The 14,764-nt window shown below is 42.0% G+C and carries 12 protein-coding genes; 11 read left to right on the forward strand and 1 reads right to left on the reverse strand.

Features of this window, described 5'->3' with window-relative positions:
• Window positions 1-9: 9 nt before the first annotated feature.
• Window positions 10-1,308 carry an amidohydrolase family protein gene (locus GO009_RS08510; protein ID WP_163625785.1) on the forward strand — a complete coding sequence of 433 codons (1,299 nt, stop codon included), beginning with the start codon at window positions 10-12 and terminating at the stop codon, window positions 1,306-1,308.
• Window positions 1,309-1,653: 345 nt separating this feature from the next.
• On the opposite strand, the gene GO009_RS08515 is transcribed toward GO009_RS08510, so the two are convergent.
• Window positions 1,654-2,457: a DUF6503 family protein gene (locus GO009_RS08515; protein ID WP_163625786.1), complete on the reverse strand. Its 804-nt coding sequence runs from the start codon at window positions 2,455-2,457 to the stop codon at window positions 1,654-1,656.
• Window positions 2,458-2,506: 49 nt separating this feature from the next.
• On the opposite strand from GO009_RS08515, the gene GO009_RS08520 reads away from it, so the two are divergent.
• The 10 genes from GO009_RS08520 (at window position 2,507) to GO009_RS08565 (ending at window position 14,688) form a co-directional block, all read left to right on the forward strand.
• Window positions 2,507-3,328, forward strand: a complete 822-nt coding sequence (locus GO009_RS08520; protein ID WP_163625787.1) for an RNA methyltransferase — start codon at window positions 2,507-2,509, stop codon at window positions 3,326-3,328.
• A gap of 3 nt (window positions 3,329-3,331) precedes the next feature.
• Window positions 3,332-4,564 carry a M48 family metallopeptidase gene (locus tag GO009_RS08525; protein ID WP_163625788.1) on the forward strand — a complete coding sequence of 411 codons (1,233 nt, stop codon included), beginning with the start codon at window positions 3,332-3,334 and terminating at the stop codon, window positions 4,562-4,564.
• 44 nt (window positions 4,565-4,608) lie between these two features.
• Entirely contained in the window at window positions 4,609-6,813 is a 2,205-nt protein-coding gene (locus tag GO009_RS08530) for a bifunctional (p)ppGpp synthetase/guanosine-3',5'-bis(diphosphate) 3'-pyrophosphohydrolase (RefSeq protein ID WP_163625789.1), read from the forward strand.
• 41 nt (window positions 6,814-6,854) lie between these two features.
• Entirely contained in the window at window positions 6,855-7,310 is a 456-nt protein-coding gene (locus GO009_RS08535; protein WP_163625790.1) for a Fur family transcriptional regulator, read from the forward strand.
• A 14-nt stretch (window positions 7,311-7,324) separates the two neighbouring features.
• Window positions 7,325-8,593 (forward strand): adenylosuccinate synthase, encoded by a 1,269-nt coding sequence (locus tag GO009_RS08540; RefSeq protein ID WP_163625791.1) that lies wholly within the window; start codon window positions 7,325-7,327, stop codon window positions 8,591-8,593.
• 109 nt (window positions 8,594-8,702) lie between these two features.
• Window positions 8,703-9,182: a Dps family protein gene (locus GO009_RS08545; RefSeq protein WP_163625792.1), complete on the forward strand. Its 480-nt coding sequence runs from the start codon at window positions 8,703-8,705 to the stop codon at window positions 9,180-9,182.
• A 179-nt stretch (window positions 9,183-9,361) separates the two neighbouring features.
• A complete protein-coding gene (locus GO009_RS08550; protein WP_163625793.1) occupies window positions 9,362-11,065 on the forward strand; it encodes an OstA-like protein in 1,704 nt (567 codons plus the stop codon).
• Window positions 11,065-12,261 carry an aspartate aminotransferase family protein gene (locus GO009_RS08555; protein ID WP_163625794.1) on the forward strand — a complete coding sequence of 399 codons (1,197 nt, stop codon included), beginning with the start codon at window positions 11,065-11,067 and terminating at the stop codon, window positions 12,259-12,261. Before GO009_RS08550 ends, GO009_RS08555 begins: the two co-directional genes overlap by 1 nt.
• A gap of 86 nt (window positions 12,262-12,347) precedes the next feature.
• A complete protein-coding gene (locus tag GO009_RS08560; RefSeq protein WP_163625795.1) occupies window positions 12,348-13,748 on the forward strand; it encodes a tetratricopeptide repeat protein in 1,401 nt (466 codons plus the stop codon).
• Between the two features lie 22 nt (window positions 13,749-13,770).
• Window positions 13,771-14,688 carry a DUF368 domain-containing protein gene (locus GO009_RS08565; protein WP_163625796.1) on the forward strand — a complete coding sequence of 306 codons (918 nt, stop codon included), beginning with the start codon at window positions 13,771-13,773 and terminating at the stop codon, window positions 14,686-14,688.
• Window positions 14,689-14,764: the final 76 nt, after the last annotated feature.

A 14,764-nucleotide genomic window follows, 5' to 3' on the forward strand; every position in this document is an offset into this window, starting at 1 on the left:
AAATAGATCATGAAAAAAATATTTTTAATCATAGCAATTGTTTTTGGGGTTTCATTGAACGCACAGCAAACCCCTGCCCCGCCTCAATCCGAACAAGTTGCCATTATTGGAGCGACGGCCCACGTTGGTAATGGCGAGGTGATAGAAAACTGTACCATTATTTTTAATGATGGAAAGATTACCGCTATCGGTGCAGATGTTACGACACCGACTACCGGGACAACGATCAACGCCCAAGGCAAACACGTATACCCAGGCTTTATCGCTCCTTCCAAACCTCTTGGTTTGGTGGAAGTTGATGCTGTTAGAGCAAGTGACGACCAAGATGAAATTGGTGAAATGATTCCCCATGTTCGTAGTTTGATAGCCTATAATGCAGAATCCAAGGTTGTGGAAAGCATGCGCCCCAATGGTGTCCTAATTGGACAGGTAACCCCACAGGGCGGAACCATTTCTGGAACTTCCAGTATTGTTCAGTTTGATGCGTGGAATTGGGAAGACGCTGCCGTAAAAACAGACGATGGCATCCACATGAACTGGCCCAACTTTTTTAGAAGAGGTCGCTGGTGGATGGGTGAAGAAAGAGGTTATATCCCCAACAAGGATTATGGGAAGGAAATGGAAGACATCAAAATGTTTTTCCAAAATTCCAAAGCCTACGGAAAAACAAGCGAGACGGAGAAAAACCTTCCGTTTGCCGCCATGCAGGGTCTTTTCGATGGTTCTCAACGTTTGTACATTCATGCCAATGGCGAAAAGGAGATGACCGATGGTGTGACCATGGCCAAAGCAATGGGCGTGAAGCACGTGGTAATCGTTGGAGGATATAGAGCCAACAAAATAGCTGATTTTCTAAAAGAAAACGATGTAGCCGTTTTAGTGGAACGTACACACGCCTTGCCAAGTTTTGATGATGATGATTACGACATCACCTACAAACTACCAAAATTATTGTTGGATGCCGGTCTTTTGGTAGGCCTTCAAAATGAGGATGCCGCCAATTTCCAAGCTAGGAACCTTGCCTTTTACGCAGGCCAAACAGTAGCCCATGGACTGGATAAGGAAACTGCCCTACAATTACTAACTGGTAACACAGCCAAAATTTTGGGTATTGATGATATGTACGGAACTCTGGAAGAAGGCAAGAGTGCCACCCTTTTTATTTCTGAGGGAGATGCATTGGACATGCGCACCAATAAACTCACTAAAGCCTATATTGATGGTAGGGACATTTCATTGGAAACCCACCAGACCGAACTTTGGAAAAGGTATATGGGCAAATACGAAAGAGAAAAAGAAGGACAATAGTAGATTCCTCACCAAATAAAAAAACGGCGCCCAAATAGGCGCCGTTTTTAATGGATACCACTAGGCGGTTTCACTTCTAATTGAATAACACCCAAATAGTGTCAGTTCGGGCGGAGTCGAGAAACTAAATCAATTTTGATAATCAAGAGGTTTCGACTGCGCTCAACCTGACAAAATCAAAATTTTGTTGCTTTTTAGACCGCCTTTTTCATTTTATAAAACGTTCCTAAATATAATTGAAAGTGTCATTCTGAATTTATTTCAGAATCTCATCAAGTTGATGGTAAAATCAATATGAGAACCTGAACCAAGTTCAGGTTGACGAAACAACAATCAATTCAATTTCTATTGCATGTTGATGGGGACATATTCCCCATTTTCTGGTTTTTCATAAAACACTTGAGGTTTGGAGGTCTCACTCAAGCTAACTTCTTCAAAAGTGACCGTACTGGCGGGCTCTAAAATTTTTCTTCCTTCATATTTGTGCCATGTAATGGATTTTGGGAGCAATAACCCGTTCACATTTTGCCAATCATTATAATTGATCCATCTTACATTGTCCGAACTTTCTCCTGTTCGGTAAGTAACGGTATAGCCCAACCAAGCCATTTGATGGCTCTCAGGGTCAAAATGAATATAATACTCATCTTTAGATGAGGCACCAACTCCCGCCTCGTAAGCTATTTGGAGGCCGGGATATTTCTTCCCTTCGTACTTCAAATCTTCAGTTGCGGAATACATGATGCCATCATCGGCCAACACAAAAGGCATGGCATAGAAATAAAACATCAAATTATGGTAAAACCCCGCATCACCTTTATAAATTTCATCGGTGTTCAACAACCACGCTTGTTCGCCATCAAAACCCATTGAAAATTGTTCGGTATCAATTCTATCTTTTCTGGACCACAAGTCAATAGTATGTGTTTCGGGCAACTCAGGTTTTGGAAGAACATAAGACAATGTTCGTTGCTCTTTCCATTGCTCCAAACCACCATGTGCATCAAAAACTTTGACCATGGCATCTGGATAAACAGCTTCGCTTTCTGAAATCTCCTGCGGAACAGACGCTTCATTTTTTTCGGCTTTGGGTTTTTGCTTACAGCCAGTCATTGCCAAAAAAAGTAATAGAATGGTTAATTTGTTCATGAGATGAGTTTTATCAATTGGTCGAAAACCCCTTTTTATAATTACAGGAATGGCTATTTTTACCATGCGTATGGAAGCTAAACTAATCAGTAGTGCCCAGAATCCCTTGGTAAAAAAGATTCTGCTACTCAAGGAAAAATCCCGAGAACGAAAAAAGACCGGGCTTTTTGTTGTAGAGGGACAACGGGAAATTGAATTGGCCCAAAAAGGAGGTTACATGCTACAGTCGCTACTTTTTTGTCCCGAAATTATGGGCTCCGCTACTATTGAATCGTTTATCAAAGCTTCCAATCCAGAAATTATCCAAGTCTCCGAAGGCGTTTACGATAAAATTGCACACAGAGGCACTACAGAAGGTGTTCTTGGTTTAATGCTGTCCAAAGACCATACATTGGAGAACATCAGCTTTAAAAACAAAACACCTTTGGTGCTGGTGGCCGAAGCTCCTGAAAAACCAGGAAATATCGGTGCCCTTCTGCGAACCGCCGATGCGGCCGCCGTGGACGCCGTTTTAATAGCAAACCCCAAATCCGACCTATATAGTCCAAACATTATACGTTCCAGCGTAGGTTGCCTTTTTACCAACCAAATAGGCGTGGGAACTACGGACGAAATCATTACTTTTTTACAAACCAACCAAATCAAAATTTACTGTGCTGCCTTAACCGCTTCCAAAAATTATGTGGAATGTGATTTTAAAGCCGCTTCGGCCTTAGTTATGGGTACCGAGGCCACTGGATTAACCGAAAATTGGCTTAAAAATTCCGACCAAAACATAATTATACCGATGCAGGGAGAAATAGACTCCATGAATGTTTCGGTATCCGCTGCAATACTTATATTTGAGGCGAAGCGCCAGCGCGGATTTTAAGCTATGGAAAAAAATTCACTCTTTTACATTATACTGGCCATCCTTGTGGTTCAATACTTGGTTCACCAGTATTTGGAATACTTGAACGCCAAAAGGTTTACATCTACGCTGCCCCCTGAACTTGTTGATGTTTTTGATGAGGAAGAATATCGAAAATCCCAACAATACAAGCAGACCAATTATAAATTTGGATTGATTTCCGATGGGTTTTCGCTAATAGTTACCATTTGTTTCCTATGGTTTGGGGGTTTTGAATGGGTAGACCAGTTAACCAGGTCCATCACAGAAAGTACCATTCCAATGGCATTGATTTTCTTTGGAATCATTATGCTGGGGAGTGCTGTACTTGGACTGCCATTCTCCTACTATCGAACTTTTGTGATAGAGGAACAATATGGGTTCAACAAGACCACTAAATCCACTTTTTTGTCCGATAAAATAAAAGGAGGCATTCTCACCATCATACTTGGAGGAGGCATTTTGACCTTGTTTATACTGTTCTATCAGTCAACCGGACCTAATTTTTGGATTTATGCATGGGCTATGGTTGCTGTGGTCATCCTTTTCATCAATTTGTTCTATAGCCGCTTGATCGTACCACTGTTCAACAAGCAAACACCACTTGAAGATGGGAGCCTAAAAAGCTCCATTGAAAACTATGCCCAGAAAGTGGGTTTTGAGCTCCAAAACATCTTTGTGATCGATGGCTCCAAGCGTTCCACAAAGGCAAATGCTTATTTTTCGGGCTTTGGAAAAGAAAAACGCATCACCCTATTTGATACATTGATCAATGATTTGACCGAAGATGAAATTGTGGCAGTATTGGCCCACGAAGTAGGTCACTATAAACGCAAACATATTATCGTTAATCTTATCGTATCACTGTTAACGACCGGATTGACCTTGTTTATTTTATCCTTGTTCATCAACCATCCTGAAATATCGTTGGCCATTGGGGTGTCCACACCAAGTTTCCATGCTGCCTTGGTAGGTTTTGCACTGTTGTACAGCCCAATCTCCGAAATCACCGGTTTGGTGATGAACTATTTATCGAGAAAATTCGAGTTCCAAGCCGACGATTTTGCTAAAACCACATTTGCTGCAACACCGCTGGTATCTTCCTTAAAAAAGTTATCCAAAAAAAGCTTGAGCAACTTAACACCACACCCCGCCTATGTTTTTGTGCACTACTCCCACCCACCACTGGTGGAACGTATCCGAAACCTAAAGGCATAGTTTTTGTTGTTTAGATAATAAGATTGTAGTAAATTTAAAATACTATGACAGAGGCTGCTATTGAAAAAGAGAACAAGGAGATTGCGAAGCAGTACAAGGAATTACTTCGCATAAGCTACCAGACGCTCACGGATGAGGACAAGAAGTTGATTCGTTCTGCGTTTGATGTGGCCGTGGATGCCCATAAGGATCAACGACGTAAATCAGGGGAAGCGTATATTTTCCACCCGATCGCAGTGGCCAAGATCGTAGCATCCAAAATTGGCTTGGATGCCGTTTCCATTGCCTCTGCCCTACTCCATGATGTAGTTGAAGACACGCCATATACTTTGGCTGATATTGAGCGGATGTTTGGCGAGACCGTTGCCCGAATTGTGGACGGACTCACCAAAATTGCCCACCTGAAAAAGGACAAAGACATTAGTCAGCAAGCAGAGAACTTTAGAAAAATGCTGCTGACCTTGCATGATGATGTTCGGGTAATCATTATTAAGATCGCAGACCGTTACCACAATATGCTCACCATGGAATCCATGCCGGAGCATAAACAGGTGAAAATTGCATCCGAAACGCTTTACATCTACGCTCCTTTGGCACACCGGATAGGTCTGTACAATATCAAGACTCATCTGGAAGACCTTTCTTTAAAATACACGGAGCCTGAAGTATACAACGACATTCAGGCCAAAATAGAAGGGACCGAGGAGGAAAGTTCGGCCTATATCGAAGATTTCGCCAACGTAATCCGGACATCCTTGGACAAGGAAGGCTTGAATTATTACATCAAAGGCCGAATGAAGTCCATCTTCTCCATTCGCAGGAAGATGAAGGCCCAAAATGTTTCTTTTGACGAAGTATACGATAAATTCGCCATCCGGATTATATACAAATCCGATAGAAAGAACGAGAAATTCCTCGCCTGGAAAATCTATTCCATTGTTACCGACCACTTCACTCCTAACCCCATCCGATTACGTGACTGGATTACTTCACCAAAATCCACTGGTTACGAAGCGCTACACATTACAGTAATGGGCCCCAAGGGCAAATGGGTAGAGGTACAGATCAGAAGTGAGCGCATGCACGAAATCGCCGAAAAAGGCTATGCGGCACACTTTAAATACAAGCATGGGGCACAAAAAGAACAAGGTATAGAAGAATGGCTGAACAAATTACAGGAAGCACTGGAAAGTGCCAATGGCAATGCTGTTGATTTTGTTGAAGAGTTCAAACTGAACCTATACTCCAAAGAAATATTTGTGTTTACCCCGAAAGGAGACTTAAAATCAATGCCAAAAGGTGCTACGGCTTTGGATTTTGCGTTCAACATTCACACTGAAATCGGTTTAAGGACCCGCGGTGCCAAAGTAAATGGGAAACTGGTTCCGCTTGGAACCAAGCTGCGCAGTGGCGACCAAGTGGAGATTATAACTTCGGAAAGCGCCAAACCCACCCAAAACTGGTTGGATTATGCCGAAACAGCGCGAGCACGTTCCAAAATAAAATCATCACTTAGCGAAGAGAAAAAAGAGGTTGCCGAAGAAGGAAAGGAGATATTGCGACGCAAGCTGAAAGCTCAAAAAATAAACCTGAACGAGGACACCATCAACAAACTGGTAACTTTCTTTAAATTAAAGACCAGCTTGGATTTGTTCTACAGGGTGGGTATCGGGGTTATTGACAACGATAAGCTGAAGGACTTCTCTTCTTCCTATCATAATGCCTTCATCAATTTCTTTAAGAACAGGATGCGTAAAACCCCTGCCCCAAAAGATGTTGATAAAAACGAAATTACCACCAAGTACGATTTACTTGTATTTGGAAAGGAAGAAGAAAGGCTAAACTACAAATTGTCCCAATGCTGTAACCCTATTCCTGGCGACGATGTCTTTGGTTTTGTAAGTGTAAATGATGGCATCAAAGTGCATAAGAAGAATTGCCCCAATGCCATCTCACTGCAATCCAACTATGCCTACCGGATCATAAGCGCCAAATGGATAGATTCCACACAGGAAGAATTTTCCGTGGATATCAAAATCACGGGTATCGATAATATGGGGTTGGTGAAAGACATCACCAAGATTATCTCGGAAAACATGCACGTAAATATGCGCAACCTTAACTTTAGCGCAGATGGAGGCACCTTCAAGGGAAAAATCACTTTGGTCGTGAAAAACAATAACATCCTTAAAAGATTAATGAACAGTTTAAAGCAGGTCGAAGGGATAGATAAAGTAACCAGAATTTAATTTTTAACTGTACCTTTGTGCCTTAGCATAGGTAGAAAGCCATGGGAAACAATAAAAATCAGGAAATTGTAAAAAACGTGTTCACCTCGTTCCTAGAGGAAAAAGGACACCGTAAAACCCCTGAACGCTACGCCATTTTACAGGAAATTTACGAAAGTGACGATCATTTTGATGTGGAATCGCTCTACATTAAAATGAAAACAAAAAACTACAGGGTAAGCCGTGCCACACTCTACAATACCATAGAGCTTTTGTTGGAGTGCAAGTTGGTTCGTAAACACCAGTTCGGCAAAAATCAAGCCCAGTACGAGAAATCATATTTTGACCGTCAGCACGATCACGTCATTTTGACCGATACTGGCGAAGTAGTGGAATTTTGCGACCCGCGCATTCAATCCATAAAAAAAACAATTGAAGAGGTTTTTGATATTAAGATCAACAATCACTCATTATATTTCTACGGAACTCGAAACAAAGAAAAAAACCTAACTGAATAACACCCTAACATTACATGGTAGATTTATTGCTTGGACTCCAATGGGGAGACGAAGGAAAAGGAAAAATTGTTGATGTACTGACCAAGGAATACGATATTATAGCCCGATTTCAAGGAGGGCCCAACGCAGGCCACACCTTGGAGTTTGATGGCATAAAGCACGTTCTGCACACCATCCCCTCTGGGATATTCCATGAAAACGCCATTAATGTTGTGGGCAACGGAGTTGTGATAGACCCCGTAATCTTCAAGAAAGAATTGGACAACTTGGAGAAGTTCAATATTGATATCGAATCCAAGCTTTTCATTTCTCGCAAAGCACATCTGATATTACCAACGCACCGTTTATTGGATGCGGCCTCAGAAGCTTCCAAAGGCAAAGCCAAAATTGGTTCCACCCTTAAGGGCATTGGCCCAACTTATATGGACAAAACAGGCCGTAACGGTATGCGTGTCGGTGACCTTGAGTTTGACGATTGGAAAACAAAATATCGCGCACTTGCCAATAAGCACGAAGCCATGATCGATTTTTACGATGTGGATATCCAATACAATTTGGCAGAACTTGAAGCAGAATTTTGTGAAGGTGTGGAAACGCTTAAAAAATTGACCTTTATAGATAGTGAGGAGTACATTTTTAAAGCACAGTCCGAAGGCAAGAAAATCTTGGCCGAAGGTGCCCAAGGCTCTTTATTGGATATTGATTTCGGCACCTATCCTTTTGTAACATCGTCCAACACTACGGCAGCCGGTGCTTGTACCGGATTGGGCGTAGCTCCCAACAATATTAAAAGAGTTTTGGGAATATTCAAGGCCTATACTACCCGTGTAGGCAGCGGACCGTTCCCTACCGAACTTTTTGACGAGGATGGGGCAAGAATGGCAAAAACAGGTAACGAATTCGGTGCCACTACCGGAAGACCACGGCGTTGCGGTTGGTTAGATTTGGTTGCCCTTAAATATGCGGTCCAAATCAATGGCGTTACAGAACTTATGATGATGAAAGCCGACGTTTTGAGCGGTTTTGAAACCATCAAGGTTTGTACAGCCTACAAATATAAGGGAGAGGAAATTCAGCATTTGCCTTACAATATTGAAGAAGAATACGTAACCCCTGTGTATACCGAAATGAAAGGTTGGGCCAAAGACCTAACCAAACTTACAAAGACAGAGGAATTACCTACTGCGCTGAACGACTATATCACGTTCTTGGAAGATCAATTAAATGTACCCATTAAAATCGTATCCGTAGGCCCCGACAGGCTTCAAACTATTCATAGGTAAGCTATCAAAGTAGTTTTTCAGTATCTAAAACATTGCCTTATGTGACTTATATCACTTTAAGTGCACGACATTTGCTTTATCTTTAATTCAACTCTAAAAATAAAGCGATATGACTGATAAACTCAATCAAATAGGACTTGACAAACAAGCTTCGAGCGACCTATCCGACAAACTGAACGAACTTTTGGCCAACTATCAAATTTTCTATATGAATGCCCGTGGATTCCATTGGAACATTAAGGGTGAAAAGTTTTTTGAACTTCACGCAAAGTTTGAAGAACTCTATAACGATTCATTGATAAAAATTGATGAAATTGCCGAAAGAATCTTGACCTTGGGCTTTACTCCTTTACATAACTATGCCGATTATTCAGCACTATCCAAGATTAAAGCTGCAAAGAATGTATCAAGTGGCAAGGAAGCTGTTCAGGCAATCCTAAATGGCTATGAAGTCCTTCTCCCTTTGGAAAGGGAACTTTTGGAAATGTCCGCCGACTCCAACGATGAGGGCACCAACGCCTTGATGAGCGATTATATCCGTGAACAGGAAAAGCTCATTTGGATGTACTCTGCATTTTTAAACAAATAAATTATATGCAAAGGAGGTTTTTTATTACAACACCTACCATTGCAGACAAACTATGTTTTCCTTAAAACACGGAAAGTATAATAAAATGTGAGGCTGCAATCATTTGGAGCAGAAATGCCAAAGCTTTCTAAACGATATATGCCACGTCCGTTAAAAATCCTACTTTTGGGCAAAATTTTATGGACTTGAAAAGCATTTCATTTCTCATTCTATCACTTTTCGCTTTTAGCGTTTTTGCCCAAGAACAAGAACCCAAAGGAGAAAGGCAAATAAATATTGTTTACGGAGCAAACTTCACCAAGGACGAGGCTCAATTTCCTGGCGCATCCATTTTCAGCAAGGATGATGAGCGACAGGTACAGTTTGAACACCAAGGTGCAGACCTTTGGTGCGATATTGCTATTTTTTATGCCGAAGAGAACCGCTTAAAGGCAATTGGCAACATTCGATTACAGCAAGGGGATTCCATAGAAATGAACAGTGCGAAACTGGATTGGAATGGCAATACCAGCTTGGCCAAGGCCTGGGAGAAAGTGGACCTCACCAACGGTCAGATGACATTGACCACCGATACCCTTTACTTTGATAGGGAAAAACAAGAGGCATACTACAATTCGGGCGGCAAGGTAGTAGATTCCGCCAATGTGCTTACCAGCAAAGTGGGCACCTATTTCATAACACCAAAGAAGTACCAGTTCCAGCGAAATGTACATATAGACAATCCAGATTATATCATAGATTCTGAGCAGTTGGACTACTACACTACCTCCAAAAATGCCTACATGTACGGTCCATCCACCATAACAGGCGAAGAATATAAGATTTACTGCGAACGTGGGTTCTACGACACCAAAATAGAACAAGGCTACGGCATTAAGAATACCCGCATTGATTACGACAATAAAATCATAGAGGGGGACAGCCTTTATTTTGACAAAGCAACCGAATTTGCCTCGGCCACCAACAACATCCAGATTACGGACACCATCAACAATGGAGTGATCAGAGCCCACTATGCCGAGGTACACAAGGCTAAAGATTCCGTTTTTGCGACCAAAAGGGCGGTTTCCATCAGTTTGGTGCAAAAAGATTCGCTTTATATGCACGGAGATACTTTGATGGTAACAGGAAAAGAAGAGGAACGCATCGTAAGAGCTTTCAGAAATGCCAAATTCTTCAAAACCGACTTAAGCGGGAAATCGGACTCCATTCATTTTGATGAGAGAACGGGGGTCACCGAGTTGATCACAGACCCGATTTTATGGAATGTGGACAATCAAATCACAGGTGATAGCATTCATTTGATATCCGATATGGAGACCGACAAACTGGATTCCTTAAAAGTGATAGAAAATGCCTTTATTATTTCGTTGGATACCATTAGTGGTACTGGGTACAATCAAGCCAAGGGCAAAAATCTCTTTGGAAAGTTCATAGAAAACGAACTCAAAATCATTGATTTGGTCCAAAACACCGAGGTGATTTATTACGTCTACAACGATGACGAAGAGCTCATTGGAATTGACAAGACCATTTGCAGTAAGATTCGATTGCTCATGGCCGATAACGACATTGAGGACATTACCTTTTTCGTAAATCCAGATGGGGATATATTTCCCGAGACTGATTTGCCCGTTGAAAGCCGAAAATTAAAAGGTTTTGTTTGGCGTGGCGATGAGCGGATCATGTCCAAAGAAGAAATTTTTGATGAAGACGACAATAATATCGAACTAGTTAAAATTAGGGGAATAGACAGCCCTATTGATATTGATGCAGAGGAAAACGAACGGCAGAAAAACCAAAACGACCCTATAAATGCACCTAATTCCAAGGCTGTAAAACCCAAAAAGCCCGTTCTTAAAAAGAAAGCACAGACCCCATAATGTCCAAAAACGACTTTTTCACATACCAAGCCCAAACTTCCACACACCCATTGGCCTTGGAAGTCTCCCATGCCAAGGGGAGCTACATCTACGACCAAGATGGCAATGCCCATCTGGATTTTGTGGCCGGGGTATCTGCATGCAGTTTGGGACATTCCCATCCAAAAGTTGTGGATGCCGTTAAAGCACAAGTGGACAGGTACATGCACGTGATGGTCTATGGTGAGTATGTGCAAAAACCAGCGGTCGAATTTTCAAAATTATTGGCGGCACACCTACCCGACAACCTGAACACAACCTATTTGGTCAATTCAGGAACGGAAGCCATGGAAGGAGCCATTAAACTGGCACGTAGGCATACTGGACGTTCACAAGTGATTGCAGCCAAAAATGCCTATCACGGCAATACTATGGGAAGTCTGAGCCTAATGGGACTGGAGGAACGTAAAAGTGCATTCCGACCTTTGATCCCAGATATTCGTTCCATTCAGTTCAATGCTGAGGAAGAAATCGAAACCATTACCGAAAAAACAGCCGCTGTCGTCCTAGAAACCATACAGGGCGGTGCAGGCTTTATTTTGCCGAAAAATGGCTATCTGGAAAAAATAAGAAGGCGTTGCGACGAAGTAGGCGCTTTATTAATTCTGGATGAAATACAACCAGGCTTTGGCCGCACAGGCAAATTGTTCGCCTTTGAGCATTTTAATTGTGCACCCGACATACTTGTTATCGGAAAAGGAATGGCATCGGGCCTTCCGGTAGGTGCTTTTGTTGCCTCGCATGAACTGATGACAGACTTGACGGAGAACCCGAAGTTTGGCCATATTACCACCTTTGGTGGCAACCCCGTGATTGCCGCCGCAAGTTTGGCCACTCTAAAAGAAATCACCGAAACAGACCTGATTCCACAAACCTTGGAGAAGGAAAAACTGTTCCGAAAACTATTACAACATCCATTAATAAAAGAAATACGCGGTAAAGGTTTAATGCTCGCTCCGATAATGGAGAACAAGGAAATAGCTGACTATTTGGTCCTCGAGGCCGCAAAAAAAGGACTCATCCTTTTCTGGCTGCTATTTGAGCCAAAAGCTGTGAGAATCTCCCCTCCCCTAACCATTTCCATGAAAGAAATTGAGAAAGGTTGCGACCAAATCCTTGGGATTTTAAACAGCTATAAATCCGATACTGTTAACTAATTTGTTGATAACATACCCCTAAAATGGACTTTAAGAGTAGCTCAAAGGGTTAATTTTAAGTCCATAGTTCAACCAAAAACGTTCCTATGGCGTTAGAATCTAACGAATATCCTGACAAATCCATTAGTAAATTTGAGTCCATGCTCAAGACGGATGACGTCTATTTCTTTGATGCGGAGGACTTTGAGGAAATCATTCACCACTATTTGAACAATGGCAAAATCTCTTTGGGAAAAAAAGCCATCCAGATTGGCTTGGAACAACATCCAAATTCCATGGAACTTAAGCTTTTACAAGTAGAGGTTTTGGCTTTCGAAGACAAATTTGAAGCAGCGGAAACACTTCTGGACGAGATTCAGAACATCAATGCTGCAAACGAGGAAGTATTTATTCAGCGGGCCAATATCCGTTCCAAACAGGACAAGCACCAAGAGGCCGTAAACCTATTATTGGAAGCTTTGGATATTACGGACCACTCCTTTGACATTCATTCCCTTTTAGGTATGGAATACCTGTTCATGGACAACTATGAGCAAGCCAAACTAAGCTTTATGCGCTGTGTTGAGATTGACGACAAAGATTATTCATCCCTTTACAACGTAGTGTACTGCTTTGAATTTTTGGAAGATTTTGATGGCAGCATCTATTATCTGAACGATTATTTGGATCGAAATCCTTATTGCGAGGTTGCATGGCATCAACTGGGCAAAATGTACCTTGCAAAAAAACTATATATCGAAGCATTGACAGCTTTTGATTTTGCAGTGATTTCGGACGATTCCTTTATCGGAGCCTATTTTGAAAAAGGCAAGGTGCTGGAAAAATTGAGAAGGTACAACGAGGCCATTGAAAATTATGAGTCAACCATATCCATTGAAGACCCAACATCCTACGCATTTCTGCGACTGGGCAAGTGCCATGAAAAACTGGGAAACTTTGATTTGGCCAAATACTACTACTATCATACCGTTCACGAAGACCCTTTGTTGGATAAAGGATGGTTGGCCATCACCGATTTCCATTTTGGGCAAAAGAACTACGAGAAAGCGCTGTACTACATCAACAAGGCGATAAATATTGATGGTGAAAACCCAAAGTATTGGAAAAAATCCGGTAAAATATATGCAACCCTCAAAAACTGGGACGAAGCCGATTTTGCCTATAAGCAAGCTGTGGATTTAGGTAACTACGAACTCTCCACATGGAAAAACTGGGCCGAGGTGCTCAACAAAATCGGGGATTACAATTCCGCCATCCAAGTGCTGATCCAAGGATTGGAGTTTTACCCCGACAACTGTGAGCTCATCTATAAATTAGCAGGCTTACATTTAAAAAATGACGACCTGGCCGAATCAAAACAGATTTTATCCAAGGCCATGAAACTGGATATTGGTAAATTGCGACAGTTTGAAAAAGAATTCCCGGAATTCACTGAAGTCGATTGGGTGAAAGCGCTAGTTTCAAAAATCAAAAAAACAGCCAAGTAGCCGGTACATTTTATCCAAATTCATGCAAGCACGTCGTATACTAGACTACGTTTTTATTACCCTGAAAGGAATGGCCATGGGTGCCGCGGACGTTGTCCCAGGAGTATCAGGAGGAACCATTGCCTTTATCTCTGGTATTTATGAAGAGCTCATCACCTCCATCAACAACATCAATCTTTCCTTGGTTCCTATTTTAAGAAAACAAGGGATAAAGGCTGTTTGGAATAAGGTAAACGGCAACTTTTTATTAGCGCTGTTCCTAGGAATTTTCATCAGTGTACTTTCCTTGGCAAAGTTCCTTAGCTGGCTTTTGGAGAATGAACCTATTTTACTTTGGTCCTTTTTCTTTGGATTGGTGGTTGCCTCCATTTTTATGGTAGGCAAAGAAATCACCAGATGGAATTTGGGAAAAGTGGTCGTGTTGATTTTGGGCGCTGCCTTGGCTTTCTTTATAACCGAACTCCCTGCAAGCGATAACTCGGGCAGCCTCCCCTACCTGTTCCTTTCGGGGGCACTTGCCGTCTGCGCCATGATTCTCCCAGGTATCTCGGGAGCGTTTATCCTTGTACTGTTAGGCTCCTACAAAACCATTTTGGATGCTGTCCACGAAAGGGATATCAAAATAATTTTAACTGTGGGCGTTGGGGCGATTTTTGGGCTTTTGAGCTTTGCTCGCCTGCTCAAATGGATGTTCAATCACTACAAAAACATCACTTTGGCACTGCTAACAGGGTTTATCTTGGGGTCCTTAAATAAAATTTGGCCGTGGAAAAAAGTCTTGGAAACCAAAACATTTGGCGAAAAAACAATTGTTGTGGATGATATGAACGTACTTCCGGGCGCTTTTGGGGGCGATAGCAAATTAATACTGGCCATAGTCTTAGCCATCCTAGGTTTTTCACTTATTTTTATCCTGGAAAAAGTAGCTTCCAAAAAATAAGTAAACTACCTCGGGACAAGCCCACGAGACATCGGTAGGAAAACATATTTTGATTTCGAGGCAAGCCTCGGAGCAT

Source organism: Allomuricauda sp. TY007, from assembly GCF_010468565.1.
GTDB lineage: Bacteria > Bacteroidota > Bacteroidia > Flavobacteriales > Flavobacteriaceae > Flagellimonas.